The sequence below is a fragment of the Pseudomonas sp. NPDC088885 genome, from assembly GCF_044750025.1.
Classification (GTDB): Bacteria; Pseudomonadota; Gammaproteobacteria; order Pseudomonadales; family Pseudomonadaceae; genus Aquipseudomonas; species Aquipseudomonas rustica.
Genome location: NZ_JBIVJB010000001.1, coordinates 436,092 through 461,713 on the forward strand (window position 1 = coordinate 436,092; position 25,622 = coordinate 461,713).

Annotated in this window: 25 protein-coding genes and 2 pseudogenes; 15 read left to right on the forward strand and 12 right to left on the reverse strand. The window is 58.6% G+C overall.

The window, feature by feature from the left end; genetic code table 11:
- Positions 1-785: 785 nt before the first annotated feature.
- From ACIP1X_RS01805 to ACIP1X_RS01825, 5 genes are all read left to right on the forward strand, one after another.
- The gene (locus tag ACIP1X_RS01805; RefSeq protein ID WP_400748723.1) at positions 786-1,850 is read left to right on the forward strand and encodes an ABC transporter substrate-binding protein; all 1,065 of its coding nucleotides are present in this window, start codon (positions 786-788) and stop codon (positions 1,848-1,850) included.
- A gap of 14 nt (positions 1,851-1,864) precedes the next feature.
- Complete coding sequence (locus ACIP1X_RS01810) at positions 1,865-2,482, forward strand: glutathione S-transferase C-terminal domain-containing protein (RefSeq protein WP_400748725.1); 618 nt, start codon at positions 1,865-1,867, stop codon at positions 2,480-2,482.
- A 42-nt stretch (positions 2,483-2,524) separates the two neighbouring features.
- The gene (locus tag ACIP1X_RS01815; RefSeq protein WP_400748728.1) at positions 2,525-3,598 is read left to right on the forward strand and encodes an AraC family transcriptional regulator; all 1,074 of its coding nucleotides are present in this window, start codon (positions 2,525-2,527) and stop codon (positions 3,596-3,598) included.
- Between the two features lie 129 nt (positions 3,599-3,727).
- Positions 3,728-6,082: a TonB-dependent receptor gene (locus ACIP1X_RS01820; RefSeq protein WP_400748730.1), complete on the forward strand. Its 2,355-nt coding sequence runs from the start codon at positions 3,728-3,730 to the stop codon at positions 6,080-6,082.
- 7 nt (positions 6,083-6,089) lie between these two features.
- Positions 6,090-7,415, forward strand: coding sequence for an LLM class flavin-dependent oxidoreductase (locus tag ACIP1X_RS01825; protein ID WP_400748733.1), 1,326 nt, complete (start codon positions 6,090-6,092; stop codon positions 7,413-7,415).
- Positions 7,416-7,493: 78 nt separating this feature from the next.
- On the opposite strand, the gene ppk2 is transcribed toward ACIP1X_RS01825, so the two are convergent.
- Positions 7,494-8,663, reverse strand: coding sequence for a polyphosphate kinase 2 (gene ppk2 / locus ACIP1X_RS01830; RefSeq protein WP_400748735.1), 1,170 nt, complete (start codon positions 8,661-8,663; stop codon positions 7,494-7,496).
- A gap of 102 nt (positions 8,664-8,765) precedes the next feature.
- Complete coding sequence (locus ACIP1X_RS01835; protein WP_159811422.1) at positions 8,766-9,278, reverse strand: macro domain-containing protein; 513 nt, start codon at positions 9,276-9,278, stop codon at positions 8,766-8,768.
- 277 nt (positions 9,279-9,555) lie between these two features.
- Between ACIP1X_RS01835 and ACIP1X_RS01840 the strand changes: the two genes are divergently transcribed.
- The 4 genes from ACIP1X_RS01840 (at position 9,556) to ACIP1X_RS01855 (ending at position 14,848) form a co-directional block, all read left to right on the forward strand.
- Positions 9,556-11,175: a methyl-accepting chemotaxis protein gene (locus ACIP1X_RS01840; RefSeq protein WP_400748738.1), complete on the forward strand. Its 1,620-nt coding sequence runs from the start codon at positions 9,556-9,558 to the stop codon at positions 11,173-11,175.
- Between the two features lie 128 nt (positions 11,176-11,303).
- A complete protein-coding gene (locus tag ACIP1X_RS01845; protein ID WP_400748740.1) occupies positions 11,304-11,831 on the forward strand; it encodes a GNAT family N-acetyltransferase in 528 nt (175 codons plus the stop codon).
- A gap of 302 nt (positions 11,832-12,133) precedes the next feature.
- Complete coding sequence (locus ACIP1X_RS01850) at positions 12,134-13,612, forward strand: APC family permease (protein ID WP_159811425.1); 1,479 nt, start codon at positions 12,134-12,136, stop codon at positions 13,610-13,612.
- A 51-nt stretch (positions 13,613-13,663) separates the two neighbouring features.
- The gene (locus ACIP1X_RS01855; RefSeq protein WP_400748743.1) at positions 13,664-14,848 is read left to right on the forward strand and encodes an iron-containing alcohol dehydrogenase; all 1,185 of its coding nucleotides are present in this window, start codon (positions 13,664-13,666) and stop codon (positions 14,846-14,848) included.
- Between the two features lie 3 nt (positions 14,849-14,851).
- On the opposite strand, the gene ACIP1X_RS01860 is transcribed toward ACIP1X_RS01855, so the two are convergent.
- Genes ACIP1X_RS01860 through ACIP1X_RS01875 form a run of 4 tightly spaced genes read right to left on the reverse strand, consistent with a single transcriptional unit; the run spans position 14,852 to position 16,643 of the window.
- Positions 14,852-15,748, reverse strand: coding sequence for a LysR family transcriptional regulator (locus ACIP1X_RS01860; RefSeq protein WP_053120439.1), 897 nt, complete (start codon positions 15,746-15,748; stop codon positions 14,852-14,854).
- Positions 15,749-15,796: 48 nt separating this feature from the next.
- Complete coding sequence (locus ACIP1X_RS01865; RefSeq protein WP_400748744.1) at positions 15,797-16,171, reverse strand: cytochrome c; 375 nt, start codon at positions 16,169-16,171, stop codon at positions 15,797-15,799.
- A 47-nt stretch (positions 16,172-16,218) separates the two neighbouring features.
- On the reverse strand, positions 16,219-16,425 hold the full coding sequence (locus ACIP1X_RS01870) for a hypothetical protein (protein WP_400748747.1): 207 nt from the start codon (positions 16,423-16,425) through the stop codon (positions 16,219-16,221).
- Between the two features lie 47 nt (positions 16,426-16,472).
- Complete coding sequence (locus ACIP1X_RS01875; RefSeq protein ID WP_246542006.1) at positions 16,473-16,643, reverse strand: hypothetical protein; 171 nt, start codon at positions 16,641-16,643, stop codon at positions 16,473-16,475.
- 186 nt (positions 16,644-16,829) lie between these two features.
- Here ACIP1X_RS01875 and ACIP1X_RS01880 point away from each other — a divergent pair, with 186 nt between their 5' ends.
- A complete protein-coding gene (locus ACIP1X_RS01880) occupies positions 16,830-17,363 on the forward strand; it encodes an adenylate kinase (protein WP_400748749.1) in 534 nt (177 codons plus the stop codon).
- 78 nt (positions 17,364-17,441) lie between these two features.
- On the opposite strand, the gene ACIP1X_RS01885 is transcribed toward ACIP1X_RS01880, so the two are convergent.
- Entirely contained in the window at positions 17,442-18,245 is an 804-nt protein-coding gene (locus tag ACIP1X_RS01885) for a hypothetical protein (protein ID WP_400748752.1), read from the reverse strand.
- A gap of 72 nt (positions 18,246-18,317) precedes the next feature.
- Here ACIP1X_RS01885 and ACIP1X_RS01890 point away from each other — a divergent pair, with 72 nt between their 5' ends.
- Together ACIP1X_RS01890 and ACIP1X_RS01895 are read left to right on the forward strand one after the other, a co-directional pair.
- Entirely contained in the window at positions 18,318-18,515 is a 198-nt protein-coding gene (locus ACIP1X_RS01890; protein WP_371262371.1) for a hypothetical protein, read from the forward strand.
- Positions 18,516-18,531: 16 nt separating this feature from the next.
- The gene (locus ACIP1X_RS01895; RefSeq protein ID WP_053119636.1) at positions 18,532-19,014 is read left to right on the forward strand and encodes an HIT family protein; all 483 of its coding nucleotides are present in this window, start codon (positions 18,532-18,534) and stop codon (positions 19,012-19,014) included.
- On the opposite strand, the gene ACIP1X_RS01900 is transcribed toward ACIP1X_RS01895, so the two are convergent.
- Complete coding sequence (locus tag ACIP1X_RS01900) at positions 19,009-19,431, reverse strand: hypothetical protein (protein ID WP_400748755.1); 423 nt, start codon at positions 19,429-19,431, stop codon at positions 19,009-19,011. The genes ACIP1X_RS01895 and ACIP1X_RS01900 overlap by 6 nt on opposite strands.
- Positions 19,432-19,704: 273 nt before the next feature.
- Here ACIP1X_RS01900 and ACIP1X_RS01905 point away from each other — a divergent pair.
- A pseudogene (locus ACIP1X_RS01905) lies at positions 19,705-20,439 on the forward strand (MCP four helix bundle domain-containing protein); the annotation flags it as partial.
- Positions 20,440-20,817: 378 nt separating this feature from the next.
- Positions 20,818-21,324 (forward strand): annotated as a pseudogene (locus ACIP1X_RS01910) (methyl-accepting chemotaxis protein); the annotation flags it as partial.
- On the opposite strand, the gene ACIP1X_RS01915 reads toward ACIP1X_RS01910, so the two are convergent.
- The 3 genes from ACIP1X_RS01915 to ACIP1X_RS01925 form a co-directional block, all read right to left on the reverse strand.
- Positions 21,314-22,057 carry a class I SAM-dependent methyltransferase gene (locus ACIP1X_RS01915; RefSeq protein ID WP_400748758.1) on the reverse strand — a complete coding sequence of 248 codons (744 nt, stop codon included), beginning with the start codon at positions 22,055-22,057 and terminating at the stop codon, positions 21,314-21,316. The pseudogene ACIP1X_RS01910 and the gene ACIP1X_RS01915 overlap by 11 nt on opposite strands.
- 107 nt (positions 22,058-22,164) lie before the next feature.
- Positions 22,165-22,674, reverse strand: a complete 510-nt coding sequence (locus ACIP1X_RS01920; RefSeq protein WP_400748761.1) for a nucleoside deaminase — start codon at positions 22,672-22,674, stop codon at positions 22,165-22,167.
- Positions 22,675-22,704: 30 nt separating this feature from the next.
- On the reverse strand, positions 22,705-24,045 hold the full coding sequence (locus ACIP1X_RS01925; protein WP_400748763.1) for a nucleobase:cation symporter-2 family protein: 1,341 nt from the start codon (positions 24,043-24,045) through the stop codon (positions 22,705-22,707).
- Positions 24,046-24,270: 225 nt separating this feature from the next.
- On the opposite strand from ACIP1X_RS01925, the gene ACIP1X_RS01930 reads away from it, so the two are divergent.
- Positions 24,271-25,185 carry a LysR family transcriptional regulator gene (locus ACIP1X_RS01930; RefSeq protein WP_400748766.1) on the forward strand — a complete coding sequence of 305 codons (915 nt, stop codon included), beginning with the start codon at positions 24,271-24,273 and terminating at the stop codon, positions 25,183-25,185.
- On the opposite strand, the gene ACIP1X_RS01935 is transcribed toward ACIP1X_RS01930, so the two are convergent.
- Entirely contained in the window at positions 25,172-25,615 is a 444-nt protein-coding gene (locus ACIP1X_RS01935; protein WP_400748769.1) for an SRPBCC family protein, read from the reverse strand. The two genes, ACIP1X_RS01930 and ACIP1X_RS01935, sit on opposite strands and share 14 nt — an antisense overlap.
- Positions 25,616-25,622 lie beyond the last annotated feature (7 nt).

Here is a 25,622-nt window from a genome sequence, read left to right on the forward strand (position 1 = left end):
GTTTTGTGTATGGCAGAAAACTTGTAGGAGCAGAGCTTGCTCGCGAAAGCGATGGGTCATTCAACGATGCATTGCCTGGGCTGACGCCTTCGCGAGCAAGCTCAGTTCCTACAGGGGTTTGGGGCGTGCCCGGGGTTTTGTGAGCGACAAAGAAACCTGTGGGAGCGAGCTTGCTCGCGAAAGCGGTGGGTCATTCAACAATGCATTGACTGGGCTGACGCCTTCGCGAGCAGGCTCACTCCTACAGGGATTTGGGGCGTGTCGGGGGATTTGTGTACGGCAGAAAACTTGTAGGAGCAGAGCTTGCTCGCGAAAGCGGTGGGTCATTCAACACTGCATTGCCTGAGCTGACGCCTTCGCGAGCAAGCCCGCTCCCACAAGGATTTGGGGTGTGCTCCGGAATTTTGTGGGCGACAAAGAAACCTGTGGGAGCAGGCTCACTCCCACAAGGATTTGGGGCGTGCCCAAGGTTTTGTGGGCGACAAAGAAACCTGTGGGAGCGGGCTTGCTCGCGAAAGCGGTGGGTCATTCAACACTGCACTGCCTGGGCTGACGCCTTCGCGAGCAAGCTCGGCTCCTACAGTGAACGATGGGGTGTTTGAGGGGGATTTGGCTCGGCATAGTTTTTATGCCTGAAAGGCATTGCTGTCCCAAGCTATGCGTTGTCGCTCATATGCCCAAAGCGACTAACCAGCACATTTTTAATTATTTTATTTCTACGTGTGTACGCCGCTATACCTGCGCCTTCGATCCGGCACCTCGCTGGAATTTGCAGGAGCATCCGTGTGAGTCGAACGACGTCGTTTAGCAGAACTTCCCTTCCGAAAGCCGCGCTCACCCTCGCCGCTTTACTCGTTTCCAGTCTGGCGCTGGCGGATACGGTCAAGGAAATCCGTATCGCCGTGCCTGACATCAGCGCCGGGCCGACGCCCAGCGGCGCCGGGATTGTCGATGTGTTACGCGATCGGCAAACCCTGGAAAAGGAGTTCGAAAAGGACGGCATCAAGATCCGCTGGGACTTCTTCAAAGGCGCGGGGCCGGCGATCAATGAGGCCTTGGCCAACAACCAGGAAGACTTCGCTTACCTCGGCGACTTGCCGGCGATCATCGGCAAGGCCGGTGGACTCGACACGCGTTTGCTCAGTGCGACGGCCCGTGACGTCAAACTCTATCTCGCCGTACAGCCGGGCTCGGGCATCACCACCCTCGAAGCGCTGAAAGGCAAACGCGTCGCTATCTTCCGAGGCACCGCCACGCAACTTTCGTTTGCCTCGGCACTCGCGCACCAAGGCTTGAAAGAGAGCGACTACAAAGTCGTCAACCTTGACTACAACGCCGCCAACGCGGCACTCGCCGCCAAGCAAATCGACGCGACCTGGTCCGGCGCCGGCGTGATTGCGCTGAAGGCACGCGGCCTCGCCGAATTGCCGCTGACCACCGTCGACCTCGATGGCGCCGGCAGCATGCAAGCCGTGCTGTTGGGCCGTGGCGCCTTTGTCGACGCACATCCAGAACTGGTCGCGCGCCTGATCAAGGCGCAACAACCCGCCATCACATGGCTGCGCAACGACGACCACAAACAGGACTACATCAACCTGGTTTCAAAACTCGCCAGCTTCCCCGCAGACATCCTCACCACCGATGCCAAAGACCAATCGCTGGTGAAGATTTTCGCCCCGCAGTTCGACGCGCCGTTCCTCGATAACTTGCAGCGCAGCGTCGATCTGGCGCTCCAGGCGAAACTGATCCGCAAAGGTTTTGAAGTGAAAACCTGGGCCGAGCCGCGCTTCATCGAGGCTGCCCTGCAACACACCGACACCGCTTCGCAAACCCCACAAGCCAGCCGCTAAAACAAGGACTCTCCATGACCACGTTGTTCATTTTCCCCGGTGCCTGCTCGTTCGCTGCCCATGTCGTGATCCACGAATTGCAACTGCCGATCAACGTCGAGCGCGTGACCCTTGGCGACCCGAACTCGCCCTATCGCCAGATCAACCCGACCGGTCGCGTGCCTGCGCTGTTGCTGGATAACCAGACGCTGCTCACCGAAAACACCGCGATCCTGCCGTACCTCGCCGACCTCAAACCCGGCACAGAATTATTCGCACCGGCAGGTTCGGTCGAGCGCGCGCAGATTCAAGGCTGGCTCGGTTACGTGGCGACGGAAGTACACGTCGGCGCGTTTCGCCCGATCAACCGCCCAGAGCGTTACAGCGCTGACGAAAGCGCATTCGCCGGCATTCGCCAGCGTGCGCTGGAACAACTGACCAACGCACTGAAACCGATCGAAGCACGACTGGCGCAAACCGAGTATCTGGTCGGTGATCGTTTCACCGTGGCGGACGCCTACCTCGGCGTGTTCCTTGGCTGGAGCGCTCGCGTCGGTGTGCTCAATGATTTCCCTGAGCTGCAGGCCGCACTCGGTCGCTTCCGCGCGCGGGAATCAGTGGTGCAGACCTTGGCCGCCGAAGGCCTCGCCTGAATCACCCCGAGGACGGATAACCGAACACGCCGGAGAACCACCATGCCAAGCACCGATACCATTGCCACCTGGGCCCAAGTCATCGCCCGCACGCTGGAAGCACAGGGCATCGACGCCGCCCCGCTGCTGAGCGAGGCCGGTATCAGCCGTTGTCATCTGCATGACCCTGATCAGCGCATCGCCCTCCCCGCCATGAGCGCATTCTGGCGGGCGGCGCGGCGCATCAGTGCTGACGAATGCTTCGGCCTGCAAGTGGCGCAGCACAGTTATCCGACCGATTTTCACGGGTTGTTTTTCGCCGCGCAAAGCAGTTCGACGGTGATTGAAGCGTTGCAACGGGGCGTGCGTTACGCCCCGGTGATCACCACGTCGGCGGCAATGAGTCTGGTGCGCGGGCCGCACACCACGCGCATGGTTTACGGCGTGGCCGACGGCGCGGAGGTGGAGCAGATCGCCACCGAAGCGTCGATTGCCTGCGCGGTGCGCTTCACCCGGCAAACCTGGGTGGATTTGCCGATCGTGCACGGCGTGCGCCTGGCCCGCCCGGCCCCACAAGATCCGCTGCGCTGGACACGTTTGCTCGGTTGCCCGATCCGCTTCGACGCCGGCGAAAATGCCATCGAATACAGCAACCGCTGGCTGGATGCGCCGCTGACCACGGCCAATCACGCCGTGGCCCAAGGACTCGACGGCGTGCTCAACGACTACCTCGAACGGCAACGACGCCTGAATCTGCCGGAGCGGGTTCGCGCGGCGATTATTCGTTACTTGCCTCTGGGTGAAGTTCAGCAAAGTCGTGTCGCCGACGAGCTCGGCATGAGCGTGCGCAATCTGCATCGGCACTTGCTCAAACACGACAGCAGTTTCAAGGCGTTGCTCGACGATTGCCGGCGACAACTGGCGTTCAGTTACCTGCGCCAGACCGACTGCTCAATCAACGAAATCTGCTATCGACTGGGCTTCAATGAGCCGAGCAGTTTCAATCGCGCGTTCCGTCGCTGGACCGGCGAAAGTCCCGGTAAATGGCGGCGTGACGATGTGCCGTTGCAGCCTGAACGCTACGTGCCTCGGCCCGGCACTTTCGCTGCTGAGCGGGCACTGTCGATCGCGGTTTGAGTCCCTTGTCTGCGCCGGACCATAGGTTGTCCGCGCAGGCCCCTTTTCCCACCTTCACACGCTCTAGCATGGCACTCCTACCGAGCCCGACCGATTGCGTCGCGCGGCAAAAAAAGGAGCTCTGCGTCCATGCTTTTACGTTACTCGGCCACCACGGCCCATCGCCTCAAGCCCCTGAGCTTTTCCTTATGGCTGGCGCTGCCCGGTGTCCTCTGCTCGACCCAGAGCTTCGCCGCAGATGAACCCGAAGCGTCCACACCGACGGCAACTCAGGCCGACAACTCGACGCCACGGCTTGAACAGGTCACCGTGACCGCGCGCCGTCGCGAAGAACAGTCGCAAGACGTACCGACGCCGATCACCACCCTCAGCGGCGCCAACCTGGAAACCCAGCGCATCTACAAGATTCAGGATCTGCAACAGGCCTTGCCGAGCGTCAACGTTGCTTATGTCCATGCGCGGGTTTCCAGTTTTGCCGTGCGCGGGATCGGCAACAACCCGGCCAGCGATGGCCTCGAAGGCAGCGCCGGGATTTACCTGGATAACGTCTACCTCGGCCGCCCCGGCATGGCCGCGTTCGACATGCTCGACGTCGAGCAACTGGAATTGCTGCGCGGGCCGCAAGGCACGTTGTTCGGCAAAAACACCACGGCGGGCGTGCTCAACATCACCACCCGTGGCCCGACATTCACCCCCGAGCGCAGCCTCGAAGTGTCGGGAGGGCAGGACGGCTACTTTCAAGGCAAAGGCACAGTGTCCGGGCCGTTGACCGACACCCTCGCCGGTCGCCTGTCGTTCTATCGCACCCGCGATGACGGCTACCTGAACAATCGCCACGACGATCGCACACTGCTCGGCGGTGAGCGCGAAGGCTTGCGTGGGCAATTGCTGTTCAAACCCAACGACGATTTCAGCCTGCGCTGGATCAACGAATACAACAGCGAAAACTCCAGCAGCGGCAGTAGCGTGATTTACGGTGCGGGGCCCGTGTTTTGGCGCCGCGCGGCACTCGTTGGCGCGAATCCGCAGGTGGGCGAGAGCAACATCGATGGCCGCCAGAACGTCAGCGTGCACCAGAATGCGAGCTCCGTTGAAGCCAACTGGAACCTCGCCGGTGGCTACACGCTGACCTCGATCAGTGCTTATCGCAGCTGGCACTTCAACCCGGCCAACGACGCCGACCAACTGGAAGTCCCGGTGATCAATGACTTCGGCTACGAAGTCCACGACCGGCAGTTCTCGCAGGAAGTGCGTCTGGCTTCGCCTAAAGGCGAGTTCTTTGATTACGTGGTTGGCGCCTACGCGTTCAAGCAAGACCTCGGCAACCGCATCTTCACCGACCTCGGGCCGCTGGCGGATCTCAACCTGATCGGCGCCAATCTCAATGCGCTGAACAACGTCAGCAGCAAGGTCAACGGCAAGATCGACACCGAGAGCTACGCGCTGTTTGCCCAAGGCACCTGGCACCTGACCCAGCGCCTCGATTTCAGCGCCGGCATCCGCGGCACCTATGAAGAGAAAGAGGCCAACGTCAAGCGCTTCGCCCCTGTGGGTGGCGGCACACCAGTGGTGATCCCGGGCGTGGTCGACGGCAACGCGATCCGTGCCGGCCAGGTCGGCGCCTACGACACCGGTGACCTGCACCTTTACAACGCCGCACCGTCGTTTCTGGCCAGCTTGAGCTACCACTTTAGTGACGATGTGTTGGGCTACACCTCGTTGTCCCACGGTGAGAAGTCCGGCGGCGTCAACCTCGCAGTCGGCTCGGCACCGAGCGCTGGCGCAGAGTCGTTGCTGGTCGGCCCGGAGCGGGCGAACGATGCGGAACTGGGGATCAAAAGTCAGCTGTTCGACCAGCGTTTGCAACTCAACGCGAACGTATTCTGGACGGGCGTGAACGGCTATCAAGCCACCACTTACTACCAACCGCCGGGCTCGTTGACCGGTTACCAATTGCTGACCAACGCCGGCACCGTGCGCTCACGCGGACTCGAATTTGAGGCCACCACAGTACCGGTTCGCGGGCTGACGCTGAACGTCAACGGCTCGTTCAACGACGTCACCTATCTGTCGTTCAAAGATGCGCCCTGCCCCTCGGAAAACCCCGGCCAGACCAACTGCGACCTCAGCGGCCAGCGTGTGGCCGGCGCCTCGCGCTGGATCGGCAACATCAACGGCGAATACAAGTGGCCGCGCATTGACCGCATCGAACCTTACGCCACCGGCAGCTATGCCTATCGCTCCGAGAGCGAAGGCACCCTCGACAACTCCGACCTGGCGAAGATCGACGGCTACGGCCTCGCCAACTTCTCGGTCGGCGCGCGCATGGACTACGGCGACGGTTTGCTGGACGCCTCGCTGTGGGTGAAAAACGCCTTCGATCGTGAGTATTACCTGGCTGTTGGCAGTGGTTCCAACGGTCTTTACACCGCCTCGCCAGGCCAGCCGCGCACTGCCGGCCTGACCTTGCGCTATGACTTCTGAGGACACTATGACAACAGCAAAAATGAGCCTGGGCGCGTTTCTCATGAGCAGCGGCCATCACCTTGCCGCCTGGCGCCACCCGCGTGCCTGGGCCGGCGGCGGACTGGATTTCCAGCACTTCAAAAAACTCGCCACCACCGCCGAACGCGGCAAGTTCGATGCGATATTCTTCGCCGACAACCTGGCCTTGATGGGCTCGCCGGAACTGGGCCAGTTCACCACCGCTGGCGATGTCTTCGATCCACTGGTGCTGCTCTCGGGTCTGGCAGCGGTGACCGAGCGCATCGGCCTGGTGTCGACGGTCTCGACCAGCTACAACGAACCTTATTTACTGGCGCGCAAGTTCGCCTCCCTCGATCACTTGAGCGGCGGGCGCAGTGGCTGGAATCTAGTGACCTCGGCGACCGATCTGGAGGCGCTGAATTTTGGCCGCGACAAGCATTTCGAACACGGCGACCGTTATCAGCGCGCTGAAGAATTCATCGATGTTGTCACCGGCCTGTGGGACAGTTTCGAAGACGACGCTTTCATCCGCGACAAAACCAGCGGCGTGTTTTTCCAACCGGACAAACTCCATGTACTCAATCACCACGGCGAAAACTACCGGGTGCGCGGGCCGCTGAACATTCCGCGCACGCCACAGGGTTACCCGGTGCTGATTCAGGCTGGCTCCTCGGAACCGGGCAAGGCCTTGGCCGCGCGCACCGCTGAAGTGGTGTTCACCGCACAACAGACCCTGAGCAATGCCCAAGCCTTTTACGCCGACGTCAAAGGTCGACTTGCCGGCTACGGACGCCGTCCTGAGCAGTTGAAAGTCATGCCGGGGATTTCGCCGGTGATTGGCCGCACGCAAAGTGAAGCGGAAGACAAATACCAACAGTTGCAGGATCTGGTCGAGCCGCGAGTTGGGCTGGCGATGCTCGCGGGCATGGCCGGTGGTTTCGACCTGTCGGAATATGATCTGGACGGCCCGTTGCCAGAGCTGCCGCAGAGCAATTCGATGCAAAGCCGTCAGGCCTTGTTCATCGATCTGGCGCGCCGGGAAAACCTGACGATTCGCCAGTTGTACCTGAAAGTCGCTGGCGCTCGCGGCCATCACACCGTGATCGGCACGCCGAAAACCATCGCCGACACCCTTGAAGAATGGTTCGTCGGCCAGGCTGCTGACGGCTTCAATATCATGCCGCCGTTCCTGCCGGAAGGTCTGGATGACTTCGTTGACGGCGTGGTGCCGTTGCTGCAACAGCGCGGGTTGTTCCGCACTGAGTACAGCGGCAGCACGCTGCGGGATCATCTGGGATTGCAGCGGCCGGGTAATCGTTACCAGCGTTAAGCCGGTCGCTCACGTACCGAGAACACCGCCGCCACGAATGGAGCGGTGAACTCGGTACGCCACCATTAGCCGAAACGATTACAACGAGATCGGCAATCCACGTTCACCCTGTTCGTAAACAACATTGGCACGCCCCACCACCAACGGATCAAGCGAACCAATATTCTTCAAGTCTTTACCCGCGTACGGCAACTTGTGCAGCACGTAACGCATGGCGCTGAGCCGTGCGCGTTTTTTGCAGTTGGACTTGATCACCGTCCATGGCGCATCGACCGTATCGGTGTGCGTGAACATGCCCTCTTTGGCTCTCGTGTAGTCATCCCACTTGTCCAGCGAAGCCAGATCGATGGGGCTGAGCTTCCACTGTTTGAGCGGATGTTTTTCGCGCTCCGCAAAACGCCGACGCTGTTCTTCCCGACTGACCGAAAACCAGAATTTGATCAGGTGAACGTTGTTGCGCGCCAGCATCCGTTCGAACTCGGGGGCCTGACGAATAAACTCGAGGTATTCATCGTCAGAGCAAAAACCCATGACGCGCTCGACGCCGGCGCGGTTGTACCAGCTGCGGTCAAACATCACGATCTCGCCCGCCGTCGGCAAGTGTTTTACATAGCGCTGGAAGTACCATTGGCCGCGCTCGACTTCGCTGGGTTTCTCCAGCGCGACAATCCGTGCACCGCGTGGATTCAAATGCTCCATGAACCGTTTGATCGAGCCACCCTTGCCGGCCGCATCGCGACCTTCAAACAACACCACTACTTTCTGCCCGGTCTCCTTGACCCAGGCCTGCAACTTGAGCAGCTCAACTTGCAGACGATATTTCTCGCGCTCGTAACTGCGCCGCGACAGCAAGTTTTTATAGGGATATCCACCCTTGCGCCAGTCAGGCGCCAATTGATCGTCCGGATGCAGCAGTCGTTGGTCGGCCAGCAAACGGTTTTCCTCACTGACCAGCACGTTGCGCAACACCACCGCATCGTCGGGAGGCAGCCCCGCCATCAATGTGCACAGGGTTTTGATCAGCCCGTCGGTATCACCCTCGGGGATTTTTTGCAGAATGTCCTGCACCGCGGCCTCGGTTGCTGCCTGCCGCGCCTGAGTCTCTTCCTCGACAACAAAGCGCTCCAGTCGCGCAGCACTTTGTGTGGGGGCAACGTCACCGGCCTGACTACGCCGAGGACGCGGCGCCCGGCGAAGAGTTTTTGCAGCGGAGCCATTGCCGGTAGTGGGCGTGATCACGTCGACCATCGTATTTCCTTAAAAGACCAAAGATATTCCAACACGCCGCAAGCCCTGCTCTGCTCCCTGCAAAAAGTCCTTTTGCAGGGAGGCAGCGAAAGACTGAGCGCGCTACGCCTGACCGAGCTGTTCCGGCGCTTTCACGCCTTTGTGGTATTCCTTGTAAACAATGACGTCGACGTTCAAATCCCCCAGATACTTCGCAATCAGCGGTTTGACCTCGCTCCAGTCCAGCGCGCCCACCCCCGTTGCCAAGCGCGGCAACGCGACACTTCTGATGTTTTCACTGACGATGTATTTCGCCAGATCGCGCAATGCGTGGCTGACGTTTTTCAATGTGGCTTTGCCGGGTTTGGCTGCATGCCCCGAATGCAGGGAATCCTGCGTCAGCAAGTTAACGATACAGCGCACCTGACCCTGCTCATCAACACCGGCCCAGCACCAGATCTCTCCCGGCTTATGGGCCTTGGCGTGAGCGGCGTGACGGTAATCAACGACCAGCGACGGCCAGCGTTCACGCAAGGCGAGCGCCAGCCCGGAATCAAACGGATCCTGGGGCGCGATGCCATGCGCAATCACCTGAGCGTCGCTCAATAAAATATCGCCTTCAACTTCGCGAATCATAGGCATTGCCTCGTTAAATGATTAACCCGAGTTCAGCCACCCGGTCGGCGTTCTTACTTTCCTGTCATCAGCCTAGGCATGGGCCAAACCGCACAACTTGATCCAGATCAAGTTTCAACACGCCTGACAAGGTTCCAGACGTTTTGTTTAAAGCCCTGCTTGTGTTGATCAATTCAATTAACGGAATACTGAATTTCATGGGTTTTCAGGAACGCCTGATTGCTCCCGCCGACCATTTGAGGCTTGGTAAACCCATTGATATTTATTGGAGAATGCAATGATAAGAAACATCAAGCTTTTGCCTCGAACCTTACTCAGCTTCGGCTTGCTGTGCTTACTGCTGATCGGATTGGGAGCCCAGTCTCTGTGGACGACAGACGAGTTGCAGGACGGCATAGACAGCCTGGCCAGCGATGCCATCCCCGGCATCAAGCAAGCCGACATGATCGAATTTGCCGCGTATAAGATGCGTGTCGGGATTCTGACTTATGCACTTAGCGACAAAAATGAAAAAGAAGTAATCGGTGAAAAACTCCGCGTACAAAAAGAAGAGTTACTCGACAGTGTCAAAGGATACGAGAAACTGGTCAACAGTCCGGAAGAGCGCAAGATTTTCGAATCCGTGGAAGCCAACGTTAATACTTACTTTGAAATAGTCGACGTTATTCTGGCGATGGACAAAACGACGCCATTAGAGATTTATCGCCATTACATCAACTTGGTCAGTGCCCCGGCCGCGTTAGCAGTACTGTCGTCTGCTGACAAACTCAACAGTTTCATGATCAGCGAAACTGAACACTCCACCGCCGTGTCTCGGCATTCGGCGGAGCACGGTTACACGACGACGGTTGTCATCATCGGCGTGGCCCTGACCTTGGCCTTGGTCATCACGGTTTTCTTTACTAAAAGCCTGGTCACGCCCCTGCGCCAACTGCTGCTCGCCACGCAGAAGATCTCTTCAGGCGACTTGCGCGGCACGATTGCGGTCACCGGTAAAGATGAATTGAGCGAACTGCAAACCGCGACGGCGATGATGCTTTGCAACCTCAAAGACACCATCCACCGCATCGCGGAGTCGTCCTCCGTGCTGGCGTCTTCGGCCGAAGAGATGAACGCGATCACTCGAGAATCCAACGAAGGCATCCAGCAGCAACGTGTTGAAACCGAGCAGGCGGCGACCGCCGTTAACCAAATGACCACAGCGGTTGAAGAAGTCGCGCGCAATGCCGTGGCCGCGTCACACTCGACTCAACAATCCGAAAGCTCCGCCCACCGTGGCCTCGAACGCGTTGCCGAAACCATCACCTCGATTGAAAACCTCAGTTGCGCCGTGGAGAGCACCAGCGTGCAAATCCAGCATTTCGCCACGCAAACCCAAGGCATTGCCAAAGTACTGGATGTCATTCATGCCATTGCCGAACAAACCAATTTACTGGCATTGAATGCGGCCATCGAAGCCGCGCGAGCGGGTGAACAAGGGCGCGGCTTCGCGGTGGTGGCCGATGAGGTGCGGGCACTGGCGCATCGCACCCAAGTGTCGACGCTGGAAGTCGAGCAAATGATCGGCAGCGTCCAGGCAGGTTCAGAAAAAGCAGTGTCATCGATGCATGAAACCAACAACGGCGCGATCGCTGCACTGGCGATCGCGCGTGAAGCGGGACAGGAAATCTCGGAGATTACTCACGCGGTCTCAGAGATCAATGAGCGCAATTGTCTGATCGCCGCCGCGTCCGAACAGCAAGCGTGCGTGGCGAAATCGGTGGATCAGAATTTGATCACCATCCGAAACCTGTCGATGCAGAGCACCAGTGCTGCCGAGCAAATCTCGGTCGCAAGCAACGAGTTGTCGAAAATGGCGACTGAACTGAGTCGGGTGGTGGCGCGGTTTTCGCTCTGACGGTCTGGTAATCCCGGAGCATTTAACGATGGCTCCCTGAAATACCGATCCATTGGATCTTTCCTTGATCAGCCTGCGCCCTAGACTGGTTTCTTTCTCAGGACTCACCTGACAAGGAAACCCGTCCAGTGCGCGACTTTGATAACCAACCCGATTTAAGCGGCAACACACTGCAACTGCGACCGCTCGCCGACAGTGATTTTGAAGGCATGCTGCTGGCGGCGAGTGACCCGCTGATCTGGGCCGGCCACCCGGCCACGGATCGCTATCAACGACAGGTCTTCGCGCCCTACTTCGCCGCGCGCCTGGCCAGCGGCAAAGCTCTCGCCGTCATCGAGATTGACTCCGGGCAGATCGTCGGCATGTCGAGCTACTACTCGCCGCCCGACCAGCCTGGCGCAATCGCCATCGGTTACACCTTTCTGACGCGGGCGAAATGGGGCGGGCCGGCCAATCGCGAGCTTAAGCGATTGATGCTGGAGCATGCGTTCAAGGCGTACGACATCGTCTACTTCCACGTCGCGCCTGATAATCTTCGTTCGCAAAACGCCATGCTCAAGCTGGGCGCAACGCATTTGTATGACGCCGAACTGGATCTTTCCGGTGTGCCTGCAATGTGCAAATGCTATGGGCTTTCCAGAGCGCAATGGGGCTAGCCTGCGCTTTGCCAATCAACGACGGCTGATCACGGTCAGCCGTTCTTCTCTGCTCCCTTCTCCAAACATATGAAATTCCAGAACCCAGCCTACAAACATATGAATTTTTATCGATGTTTGCCTGGCTTAAGCTCCCTTCACTCCTCATGAAGGAGGCCGTTTCGTCGGTACGCCTGAGACAAGGCGATCCTAAAAATAATGTGTCTGCCGACCAAGGAATTTCTTATGTCCGCCCTGCTCGCACGCTGCCGTGCCAGTCATTGCGCGCTCTCCAGCGCCAGCGCTTCAATGGGAGGCCGGCAATGACCTCGCCTCTTTCCCGCCCAAACGCCGACGAATCGTTGCTGCACAGCCAGGGCTATGCCCAGGAACTGCATCGCGGTCTGTCATTGTGGTCTTCATTTTCTGTCGGGTTCGCTACCGTTTCGCCGGTGGTGGGCATTTATTCGGTGATGTCATTGGGCGCGATGAACGCCGGGCCGTCCTGGGTCTGGATCGTTCCGCTGTGCCTGGCGCTGCAGTTTCTGGTGGCGCTGGTCTATGCCGAACTGGCCTCGCAATACCCGCTCGCCGGCGGTTGCTATCAATGGGTTCGGCGACTGGCGGGCGATCGCTGGGCGTGGTTCACCGGGTTCATGTATCTGGCCTCGGCATTGGCTTCCTTGACCACTGTCGCCTACCTGGGCGGTTTCTGGTTGTGGCTGTTTTTTACCGGCGCGCCGCCATCGGCGAATGCCCAAGTGTTCAGCGGCGCCGTGCTGTTGCTGCTCGGTTTGGGGGTGAACCTGTTCGGCATCAACCCGCTGAAGTACTTCGTCAACGCCGGGATCATTGCCGAGGCGATCGCCTCCATCGGCATCGGCGTGTTGTTGCTGTTGTTCTTCCGTAACCATTCGCTGTCGCTGGTGTTTGAAGGACTGACCTCCAGTCAGGGTGGCGACGGCTCGTACCTGCCAGGATTTCTGACGGCGATGGCGGTCGGTGGCTGGGCCTTCCTCGGGTTCGACGCCTGCTCGCAGGTGTCCGAAGAAACTGCCGATGCGCGGACGTCGACGCCGCGGGCGATTTTGCGCTCGATGATTCTGGTCGGCCTCACCGTGATGCTCACCGCATTCGCCGTGACGCTGTCGTTTACCGACACCGCAGGCATGGTCTCCGGGCAAATCGTCGACCCGGTGACACCTGCTGTCGTTGATGCCTTCGGTAGCTGGTCGGAACGACCTTTCGTGGGCATCGTGTTGGTGGCGTTCATCGCCTGCATCGTCTCGGTGCAGACCTACATCGGTCGCGCCGTGTTCGGCATGGCCCGCGACTCGATGCTCCCGGCGTCGGCCCTGTTGCGCAAAGTCGACAAGCGCAAAGTGCCTTTCGCGGCGATGGTTTTCAGCACCTGTTTCGCCAGTCTCGGTCTGGCGCTAGGCCTCAACGCAACGGCGGTCGGCACGTTGATCGCCTTCGGCAGCGGCGGCTTTTTCATGGTGTTCCTGATTGTCGTCAGCTGCGCCCTGCTCGCTCGTCTGCGCGGCCAATGGAAACCCGAGCCCGGGACTTTCAGCCTTGGTCGCTGGGGTCTGCCGGTCAATCTTGCGGCGTTCTTCTGGCTGGTGTTTGAAAGCATCAACGTCGCTTGGCCACGGGAGTCGCTGGCGCCACCGGGTGCGCCATGGTTTCAGGTGTGGGCGGTGATTCTGGTGTTCTCGATCCTCGCGCTGCTGGGCCTGATCTACCTGTTCCGCGCCAAGCCTTATCTGCGCAGCAGCCTGCAACTGCGCACCGAATAACCCCCCGCCTTGTCATGCGGGGCCCTTGCGCCCCGCGAATCTGGAGTTCAGATGTCTTCTCTTCATTACTGGAATTACCCCACGGAAATCTTCTGCGGGCCCGGCGCGCTGGATGTGTTGGCCGAACGCTGCAAATTGTTGGGAATGCGCAATCCGCTGCTGGTCACCGATCCGGGGATGCTGGCGCTGGAACCTATGGCGCTGATCAAAGCGCATTTGCAGCACGCCGATATTGCCTTCGCGGTGTTCAGCGACATCGACAGCAACCCGAGCCTGAATGACGTCGCCCGAGGCGTGGCCGCTTTCAAGGCTGGCCGGCATGATTCACTGATTGCTCTGGGCGGCGGCAGCGCGATGGACGCCGCCAAGGGCATCAGCCTGGCATCCGTCGATGCTCAAGGCCTCGAGCAATATCAATGGTCGAATGTCATAGCCAGCTATCCAACATTGGCGGACTTTCCGCACCTCGATCTGCCACGTCTGATCGCGCTGCCCACCACGGCGGGCACGGGTTCGGAGCTTGGTCGCGAAGCGGTGTTGACCCTCAGCGAAGAAAACATCAAGCGTGTGGTCAGCCACCCGGAATTACTGCCAGCCTGCGTGATCCTCGACCCGGTGCTGACCCGTGGCCTGCCCGCCGCACTGACCGCCGCCACCGGCATGGACGCGTTGACCCATCACATCGAAGCTTTCTGTTCGCCGCTGTATCACCCGATGTCTTCCGGTGTCGCGGTGGAAGGTATTCGTTTGATTCAGCAGCACTTGTGCAACGCACATCGCGATGGCCAGAACATGGTTGCCCGCGAAGGCATGTTGATCGCTTCGGCCATGGCCGCGGTGGCATTTCAGAAAGGTTTGGGCGGCGTGCATGCCCTCGCCCATCCGCTGGGCGCGCGTTATCACAAACACCACGGGTTGCTGAATGCGATCCTGCTGCCCTACGTGTTGGTCGCCAACCGTCAGGCAATCAGCCAGGACATCGCGCGACTGGCCCGCTATCTGGAGTTGCCGCAGCCTGATTTCGACGGTTTTCTTGATTGGGTCTTGCAGCTGCGCGAGCAGTTAGGGATCGCCCACAGCCTGGGCGAGATGGGTCTGGACACCGACGCGGCGGATTGGGTTGGCGAACAGGCGCTGGCCGATGTTTCTTCATCCGACACCAACGCCTGTGTCCTCAGTGCCGCCGACTACACGCAAATCTTCCGCAATGCCGTGCAAGGCGTGCTGCCGAGATAAAACTCACAAACCGTGCTCAGCCAGCAGATCTGCGATAAAGGCACGCACGGCCTCGCTTTGCGGGTGCCCGACGTGGGTGATCATGCTGTGCTGCACGTCATAACGCAGCGTCTGCGGGTGCAGCGCGCGCATCTTGCCGCTCTGTAACCATGGCCGCGCGTAGTGCGCAGGCAAATAGCCCAGATGCGTCCCGGCGAGCACGCCGTGGGCCACCGCCTCCATATGGTGCGCGGTGGCTGAAGCTCGATCCGGCGCAATGGGCAGCACCTGATCGGCCGGCAAGAAACCATGGCAAATCCAGTCACTGGCCTTGAGCTGTTCCAGCGTCGGCGCCTCGACGGCGAACAGCGGATGCGCCTGCCCGCAGAAGATACCGATCTCCTCGCTGTACAGCGGCTGGTAATTCAAGGTCGGTAAAGGACGGCTGAAATAGGAAATGGCGACGTCCAGTTGCCCGTCGATCACCGCGCGTTCGAGCTCTATTGGTGAGTTAACGAAGATATGCAGGTGCATGTCGTGTTCGCGCTGATAAAACCGTGCAATGGCCGCGTCGATGCGCGCGGTCGGCAGGGTCGCGATATTGTCCGCCAGCCCCAGATACAGATCCCCGACCAGACGCCCGGATAAATCCTGCGCCTCATCACGGAAGGCATCCACCGCACCAAACAACGCCGCTGACGCTTTGAGAATCCGCTGACCTTTTTCGGTCAAGCGAAAGCCGCCCTTGCCGCGCTCGCAAATCCGGTAGCCCAAACGTTTTTCCAGACTGGAAATATGCGTGCTGATGTTCGACTGACTCATGTTCAGCTCAGCTTGCGCAGCGGTGAAACCACCGCACTTCACCACGATGGCGAAAATCCGCAGCAGGCGTAAATCCATGTCCGTAATGTTTCTGATCACCTTGGGTATCCTGTTGAATGTGCTGAATCGAGCCTTGGCTCGATGTCATCAACCCTTCGAAATCACGCTATTCATGTACCGATTCAGATCACGAAAATCCTCAACACTCCAGGCATGCGGCGGCACCTTTACGCCGTTCTCACGCAACGTTCTTGGGATCAAATCTCCGTTGGGACGCAGGATGATCGACGACACAATGACGCCCGGGTAATCGCTCAGCCGTTGCTTGAAAGCGGCTGTTGTCAGATCCGGCGTCGGCGGATTGCTTTTATGCGCCAGCGGCCCTGTACCTTTGATATCAGCGCCGTGACACATTGCACAGCGCTGCACGAAGAGGTTTTTTCCGTTGCTGTCGCCCGCCAGAGACGGCGATGTTTGAGCCAGCGATAAAACGCTCAGCGCAGCGATGAAGACTGATTTCATGTCCATATGCTCGTGTTCCATCCATTGAATCTGTATCGAAGTAGACGCTACGGGCCTTGTTGACCTTCATAACGCGGCAGCTCGATCGCGTCTGCTTTCGGTGAAAGAATTTTGCCAAATACCGTCTTGAAGCCCGCTGCGGTGGCCAGCCTTAATACCGCGTGACCGAGGGCGATGCCAAGCTGCGAATGTGGCGAGGCCAGTCGGGGCGCGAACTTGGGCACGCTTTGCGCCTGATTGACGTAGGGGCGCATCAGTTTTTCGTAGGCCGCGAACGCTTGGGCATGATCGTCGTGACGACTCAGTTCGCCCGGATCAGCGCCTCAATGCCCATGCGCTGAACCACCGTACGACCGGCGCCGCGCACATCGTTGCGCGTCAGAATGGCGATTTGTTGTAGCTGCTGGCCGACGACATCGCTGGCAATTTGTAGGCTGCGTGGATCTTCGACTGGCGTTGAGGGTGCGCTCATGCGTAATCCTGTCCGGAATTCAGGGCTGATCGTGACGAGTCGGGGACATTAACCTATAGCTAACTTGCTTAGCTACTTTCCAAATTCATCGAGGATTCAAGCCGCCCTACCCTGATATCCTGCTCGCCGTCAGCCGCCGCATGGCTGGATAAGACGGACTATCGAATAGTATTCACGGAGGAAAAATTGCGGATCTACATTACAGGTGCTTCGTGCGCAGGCGTGTCGACCTTGGGTGCCAACCTCGCGCCCTCGCTCGATTTAAAACATGTCGATGTCGATGATTTTTACTGGGCGCCCACCAACCCGCCATTCACAACAAAGCGGCCGCCTGAAGAACGCGTTTCGTTGATGCAGCAGGAACTGGGCGCCGACAACTGGGTGCTGACCGGCTCTTGTATGGGCTGGGGCGATGCGCTGATAACTCATGCTGATTTGATCGTCTTCGTTGTGACACCAACGCCTGTTCGCCTTGAGCGTCTGGCCGCGCGTGAAAGGGAGCGATTTGGCGACCGGATCGCCCCAGGGGGCGACATGCATGAGATACATGTGGCTTTCCGAAAATGGGCTTCGCAGTATGACGATCCGAATTTTTCCGGGCGTAATCGAGCGTGGCATGAGGCGTGGTTGAGCGGGCAAACGATTCCGGTTTTACGGGTTGATGGGGTGCGTAGCGCGGATGAAATGGTGGCGGATGTTTTGGGGCATTATCGCCGGTAGCAATTCGGCCAGAAACGTCACTCCAATCGGCTCGGTCAGGGAAAAATCCCATTGCGCAACTACGGCTGTTCTTAACACTCAATCCGCTAAAAGAGTGAAATACTCCACGACAAAGTAGCCGACCTGATAGATCAGGGTAAACAGCGCAAGTGTCAGCTGCACTCGCCGCCGTTTCTGTGTGATGCCAATCAACACGATGCCGAGCATGATGGCGGTGTGGGCGGTATACGCCGCTCCGAGCGTATGCCAGCGGGCATTGCCTTTGAGGGAGGTGTCGATGAGATCCATGGCCGTGATGAGCGCGATGAGCCCGAAGAACCAGGCACGTCGCTCGAGCAGGTAGTTTTCGTAGCTGCCGAACTCTCTCACGTCTGACGGAAACAGCATCGTCGACACCATGAAATAAAGGGCGCAATAGCAAACAATGAAAAAGTAGGACTCGAACGTCCACACCGGCACCTGCGTAAGACGAAACTCCCACCACCAAAACGTCATGATTGAAATGAGCGCCCAGACCACCCAGCTCATGTGTATCCACGACCATCCAAATTGGCGCGGGTGTTCGATGATCGAAGCGATCCCCTTGAGTAACGTCGTTATACCCAGCCCCAGGATGATGCTGAGGACGATGCGGATATGCGAATAAATCTGGTCTGGGGTCATCTCACTGCGCCGGATTTCAAGCGGCCCTACGTGACTTGATCGTTGATTTCCGGGGTTTCCAGGAAATAAACCACTCAGGTCAGGTTCCGCCTGTACCAATGGGTTGCAATCGCAAGCCTTGGATCGCTGCTGCACGACGATCGCAATGGCCTGAACGGTCTTAGCGTAGGTGGACATCAATGATGTATGCGGCTTTTTGCAGATAATTTTGTCATCCATCCAATCTTAAGCCCCCTGGACACACAAACCACAGAGCGCTAGCGTCAGCTCATTCAACTCAAGAGCCGCGCCATGGACGTCATTGCCAACTATTCAAACAACGCCGAGGACGCGCTGATTGCGCGCGGTTGCATGAAGATCAATCTGCAGATCATCAGCGCCAATGCGAGCGTGGCGGCTTTTTATGAAGCGTTAGGTTATTCGATCGAACCGCGCATCAGCATGGGCAAGAAGATTGAAGCGAATATCGTGATGTCGGGAGAGGCATAAGTTGAGTACACGGCAGATGGAAATTGCCCCGGGCTTTATCGTTCATGAAACCGAGCACTGGATCATCAACCATCATCTGGCGAGCGCCCTCCCCGGTTATCTGATGTTGGGCACCAAGGTCGCAACCACTTCGCTGGCAGATTTATCGCCGGATGCCTTGGCCGAAATGGGCGGTCTGCTCGCCAAGACTCAGCAGGTCATGGAGCAACGGTTGAAGCCCAAGCACCTCTATATCGGGCGCTTTGGTCATCAACCGGGCCTGCCCATTCACTTCCATTTCATTCCGGTTTATCACTGGGTTGAGGAGCTGTTCTGGAAGGATGAGCGTTACCGGTTGCTGGAAAACTTTGCCTACGCTGAAAACGCTCTTTCGGCGACTGATGGTGCCGAGTTGACGTTGTTTATCTGGCGGGAGTTCGGGGAGAACCCATTCCCGCCAGAGACTCAGGGCATGACGATCGAAGAATCGATCATGGCGCTGCGTGCAGCGTTCTCATGACTCATCCGTCTGAAACCGTTTACGCAGCAAATTGATCACCAACAGCATACTCGCCGCCATCCCCTGCGAGCCGCACATCAGTCCGAGGATGTGATCGTCAAACAGCCACCAGGCGAACGCGCCGAAGAACAGCGTCAGCAACAGCCCAAACACCAATAACGTCAAATGCCGCACGCTCGGAATGTCTTCCAGCACGTCAGCAAAAATGCTCCAGCAGGCCCACTGCATAAACAGCAACAGCGTCACCCACGGCAGTGTCTGTAGAAAAGCGCTCGGCGGCAGCGAAGTGACAAAGCTGAACGGCACCGCGAAGACGAAAAACAGTGTTGCGGCGATCGTCGTGCAGGTGGGCACGGTATAGGCCGGCAAGGCGATGACCAGTTGCATCAACTTGAGTGCTTGCAGTCGAGTGATCAATTCTCGCGCTCCTGCGGGTCGTCCTGGCCGAGTCCGGTGGCCGGTTCAGTGACTATAGATCAGAAGTCGAATGCCACACGAGGCCGCGATCGGCAGGCGCGACCGTGCCCGGCATCTGGCCGGCACGTGTATCGATGGCGGCTGTTTTTAGGGTTTACCTGATGTTTCTGGCCTCCGTGGGCCGCTAACGTGGGTGCGTAGCTAACCTACCCCACCCTCGGCCAATCGCGGGCCATGGAAACTGTCAATTTATACTGGACCTCTAAAAAAATGATGATCAGACGCATACGGCTAAGCGCACGCGCCACCCTTTGCTTTGGGGTGATCAGCCTCTTGTTGATGTGCATGGGCGGTCTGTCCGCCTGGAAAATGTCGGTCATTGGCGCGCAGGCGAAAAGGCTGGAAGTCGACTGGCTGCCGAGCATTCAGGCGTCTGCGTTGATAAAGTCGACCGCCTACAACGTCCGCCTTGCGCTGACAAACTTCATTGTTCAAGGGGCAAACGATAACGGCGAGTCCCGCGCCAAAGTCATCGAGTTGGAAAACAAACTCGATGAAGTGACCCGTAACTACGACCCCAATGTTTCTTCGCCGGCCGAGCGCGAAAAATACGAGAAAGTCCAGGCGCTGGTAAAAAACTACCACGACAAAGTCGAAGTCTTACTGGCGCAGGCGGACAAGCAATCCCAGGCAGACTCCTTTGCGTATATACGCAGCGTCACCGCTCCTTTAGCGGTGGATTTGATGGACGGTATCGATACGTTGGCCGGCGTTAACACCGCTGGCGCTGCCACATCGGGCGTCGCCGCGCGCGCTGCGTTTGAGAGCGGTCAGATGTGGGTGATCGCGATCATCATCATTGGCTTGGCACTCACGGTGTCGATCGCCATCTTCTTTACCCGTAGCATCGTATTGCCGATGCAGGCACTGCTGAACGTCAATCAGAAAATTGCCGAAGGCGATCTGCGCGGCAACGTGGAAGTGTCAGGCGCGGATGAACTCACGGCGCTGCAACAGTCAGCCGCGACCATGCTGAGCAACCTCAAAAGCACGATCAATCACATCTCCGAATCCTCTTCGTTGCTGGCCTCGGCGGCTGAAGAAATGAGTGCGATCACCGAAGAGTCGAAAAGCGGCATACAACGCCAAAATGTCGAGACCGAACAAGCAGCAACGGCCGTCAACGAGATGACCGTGGCGGTGGAAGATGTTGCGCGCAATGCCGTGTCGGCCTCCAAGTCCACTCAGCAATCCGGCACAGCCGCGCAGACCGGTCTGGACCGGGTCTCGCAGACCATTTCGTCGATTGAGAACCTCGCCGGTGCGGTCGGTCAGACGAGCAACGACCTTGAGCAATTGGCACAGCAAACCCAAGGCATCAGAAAGGTGCTGGACGTGATCCGGGCGATTGCCGAGCAGACCAATCTGCTGGCCTTGAACGCCGCGATTGAAGCCGCGCGCGCGGGCGAACAAGGCCGGGGTTTTGCCGTGGTCGCCGATGAAGTCAGAGCCTTGGCTCACCGCACACAGGAATCGACTCAAGAAATCGAGCAAATGATGAGCGGCATCCTCGCCGGCTCGGACAAGTCCGTGTTGTCGATGCAGCAGAGCAGCGCCGAAGCCATCAGAACCCTGGAAATTGCCCGTCAAGCAGGTCAGGCGATCCGCGATATCTCCGCTGCGGTGGCTGACATCAACGAACGCAACCTGTTGATCGCCACGGCGTCCGAGCAACAGGCACACGTTGCCCGATCCGTAGATCAGAATTTGATGAGCATCAAGGATTTGTCGATTCAAAGCACATCGGCGGCTGATCAAACGTCGATTGCCAGCAATGAACTGTCGAAGCTGGCGATCGGATTGAGCAAAGTGGTATCGCGGTTTACGGTTTAACGGCGCGTTTTTCGAAGGTGCGCGGTTGCTCTTCCTTAACCATCAGCCATGCCCCCCAGAATAAACTGCTGAAAAATCGCGTCGCCTGAGCAAAACCCGCCTCCTGCAACAACGCCTGAACCGCCGCCTCAGAGTGCGGCGGATCAGCACCCTGAAGAATTTTCCCCAGTTTTGCTTGCACCTCATCGGCACTCGCGCCCTGCTGCCGCCAGCGCTGGCCCCACGCTTGCAGCATCAACGGTTGGCTGGCGTAAGCGTAATGATTGCCGGCCACAATCAGCGGTGCGCCGGGTTTGAGCCGAGCCTCAATTGATCGAAAAATTTCGCGTTTGGCCTCGTCGCCATTCAGGTGATGCAGCACACCGATGAGCGTGGCCGCATCAAAGGATTCGTCCGCTGGCAAATCATCTACATGACCAAGATGAATCTCGGTTCTGTGCAGCACATCGTTTGCCTGTAGCTGTTGCACGGCGGCGTCCAGCATCGGCTCGGAAGGATCGACTGCAGTGAAATGCCAGTCCGGCTCCAGTGCCGCCATGGCAATGATTTCCTGTGCGGTACCGCCAGCGCCGACCACCAGGATTTTCGCCGGCCGTGATTGGCCAAGACTGGCGGCCAGCATGCACGCCGCCAGATCATGGCAGGCGTCATAACCGGCCAAAGCGATGCGGCTTTGCTTCGCGTATTCACTGGCGCGGGAGTTATCGAATTTTTCAGCTGAGGATGATTTCACTGGCAGGTCTCCATGTCCTTTTTCAGCAAATTACGCCGGCCAGTGCGACAAGAGAAATTCAATGATTTCATGCACTGCATTCCCATCGGGAATGCAGTGCTCAAACGTTAAGACCAGAACCCTTTATGTGGCTCGGCCGCCTCCCCCTCCAACATCGGCCCGAACACATTGACCTCGCGCTGCCCCTTGGCAAACACTTCGCGGCACGGCAGCGAGAACGTCGGGTTCTCCGGATGGTCACCCGTCAGTCCCAATAACGCGTGCTCCGACAATGCATAAACCACACGGCCGATTCCCGTCCAATACACCGCGCCAGCGCACATGCAGCAAGGTTCGGCGCTGGTGTACAGCGTGCACAGTTCCAGCTCTTGCGGCGTCAGCAACTTGGCCGCCGCAGCCGCCGCAACCAGTTCCGCATGCTGAGTCGGATCGCCTTCCGGCGGCATCGAGTTGTTCCCCGCTTCGACGATCACTTTGCCGTTGCGGTCGGCGACCAACGCAGCAAACGGGTGGCGGCCACGCTGTTTCGAGGCCTCGGACAAGGCGATGGTCTGGCGCAGCAACGCCAGATCGAGATCGCTGACGCCTGCTGGAATGAGCTGAGTGAATTGATTCATGGGTAACTCCTGGGCAGTGGAAAACAAAAGTCAGTCGGCCAATTCAGCCGATGCAGCGCCGATGGTTTCGGTCGATTTTTTTTCATTGTTGAGCAGAATATTGAGCACGATGGCGGTGATCGCACCGAGGAAGATCCCGCTGTCGAGCACCAGTTTCAGCGTCGGGCCGACGTGTTCGAACAGCGCCGGAAAAGACATCGGCAGCACGCCGACACTCACTGACACGGCGACGATGATGCCGTTGCGAGTGCCCTCGAATTGCACCCGCGACAGCTCTTGAATACCGGCCACCGTGGTCATGCCGAACATCACGATCGCGCAGCCACCGAGCACCGGTGTCGGCACCGCCGCGATCAACGCGCCGAGCTTCGGGAACAAGCCCATCAGCACCATGATTGCCCCGGCCGCCGCGACGACGAAGCGGCTCTTCACGTTGGAAAGCGCAATCAAACCGGTGTTTTGCGTGAAGGCGTTGTACGGAAAACTGTTGAACAAGCCGCCGAGCATGGTCGACAAACCATCGGCGCGGAATGCGTTGCCGAGGGTCTGCTGTGTGGTTGGTTTGCCGGTCAATTTGCCGATCGCCAGGCAGTTGCCGGTGGTCTCGGCCATGATCACCAGCATCGCCAGAGTCATGATCAGAATCGGCACCGGCGAGAATTCCGGCGCACCAAATGCCATCGGCGCACTCAGCTCAAACCACGCCGCTTCGCTCACCCGACTGAAGTGGGTCATGCCGCACGCCGCCGCGATCAGGCTGCCGACGAACAAGCCGATCAGCACGCTGAGGTTGCCGAGGAATCCCTTGAATTTGGCGTAGATCACCAGCGTCACGCTGACCGTGGCCAGGCCCAGCAACAGATTGGCGGGGTTACCGAAATCCGCTGAATCAGGATTGCCACCGCCCAACCAGATCGCCGCCGCTGGCATCAGCGAGATACCGATAATGGTGATCAAACTGCCAATCACCACCGGCGGAAAGAAGCGCAGCAATCGGCTGAACACCGGCGCCAGCGCGATGGTAATAAACCCCGCCGCGATCACCGCACCGAATATCTGACTTAGCCCGAACTCCTTGCCGATCATGATCATCGGCGCCAGCGCAATAAACGAGCAGCCCTGAATCAGCGGAAGTCGCGCGCCGAATTTCCAGAAACCCAAAGTCTGAATCAACGTCGCCACACCAGAGGTCAGCAGGTTGGCGTTGATCAGCAACACGACCTGCGCCGAGGTCAGCCCCATTGCGCTGCCGAGAATCAGCGGCACCGCCACCGCCCCCGCGTACATCACCAAAACATGCTGCAAGCCAAACGTGAACAACTGTCGCAGCGGCAAAACCTCGTCCACCGGATGAATGCGTTGTGTGGTCATTTCACACGCTCCTGAAGGTGCGGCATCTGTTGAGATCGCGGGCATTCTCAGGGGCGTTTGAAGGGTAGAACCGCCCCGGAGATCGTTTGACGCGGGGCCATAGTTGAACGTTTATAGCGATGAAACAAATTAGCAACCATCGCTTTTTTCGATGGCGCGAACGCGGCGAAATCGGTTATTGATGACGCAGTTTCACCCCTTTTCTTCGACCCGGGAGTTCACTGCTTGCGCTTCTCACTCGATCAACTGCTGATGTTCGTCCAAGTGGTCAAAAGCGGTTCGTTCTCCGCCGCCGGGCGCAAACTGGGCAAGACCCAATCGACCATCAGCGCAGCGATTGCCAACCTCGAAACCGACCTCGGCGTCGACCTGTTCGACCGCAGCAACCGCAGCCCCACCCTCACCGCCAGCGGCCACAAACTGCTGATCCAGGCCGAAGCCGTGCTCGAACGCTGCATGACCTTCGAAGCCCACGCCGACTGCCTCTCGGACAACGTCGAACCCAGCCTGACGCTGGCAATCGAAACGCCGTACGGCCCGATCATGCCGGTACTCAAAGCCTTTGAAGCAGCGTTCCCCTTCGTCGACCTGATTATCCGCCACCCGGTGCATGGCGACGTCAGCGAACTGGTCAGCAGCGGCCAAGCCGTGCTCGGCGTCGCCTTCTCCCAACCGGGCTACCCTGAGGAACTGGCGTTCCAGCAACTGGGCAAACTGATCATGCTGCACGTCTGCCACCCGGATCACCCGCTGGCGCAACTCGACAACGTCACCTTCGACGACCTGCACGTCCACCGCCGCCTCGCCTTCAGCGCCCACGCGAGCAAACTGCCGAGCAGCGAATACCTGCGCTCGACGCAGTTGTGGCAAGCGGAAAGTTATCTGGCACTCCTGGAAATGGTGCGCGCCGGACTCGGCTGGGCCACCCTGCCCCGGCAGCTGATTCAACGTGAGTTGGCAAAGGGCGAGTTGGTCGAATTGCAGCTCACGGCGTATCCGCATACGGACTGGCAGATTGGCGTGGATTTGCTCTGGGCGCGGCAACGTCCGCTGGGCAAAGCGGAGCGTTGGCTGAAGGAGAAATTGCAGGGGAACAAAGTGTATGAGCTGGATCGGAATGGGCAGATTACGACGCTTTGACGAGCAAACCCTGCAAGCCCTCATGCCCATCAACAATCAGGCTTCGAATCAGCGCCAGATAATGCTCGGCAGTACTCGGCTCTCGCAGCTCGAAACTCGCAGTCCAGGTAACGAGCGTTTGATTCGTATCAGACACAGCCACCAAACGTACCGTTGCCACGTAGTTATCCAGCGGCAAGGGGGCTTCTTCGAAACGATAGGACAGCGTCAACCGACGATCATCGACCGATAACAACCGCTCTCTGACCACTGCGCCATCGGCGAGGATCAGTTGGCGAACGCATCCCGTCAGGCCATCCGGCATCTCGTCTTCGATAACACTTCTCGCGATAGACGGATGCCATTTCTGGATCTCCCCAAACTGCTTTAAAACGTCCCACACCTGTTCTGCCTGAGCCTCCAGAACAGCGGAATATTCAACCATTGGCATCGTACAA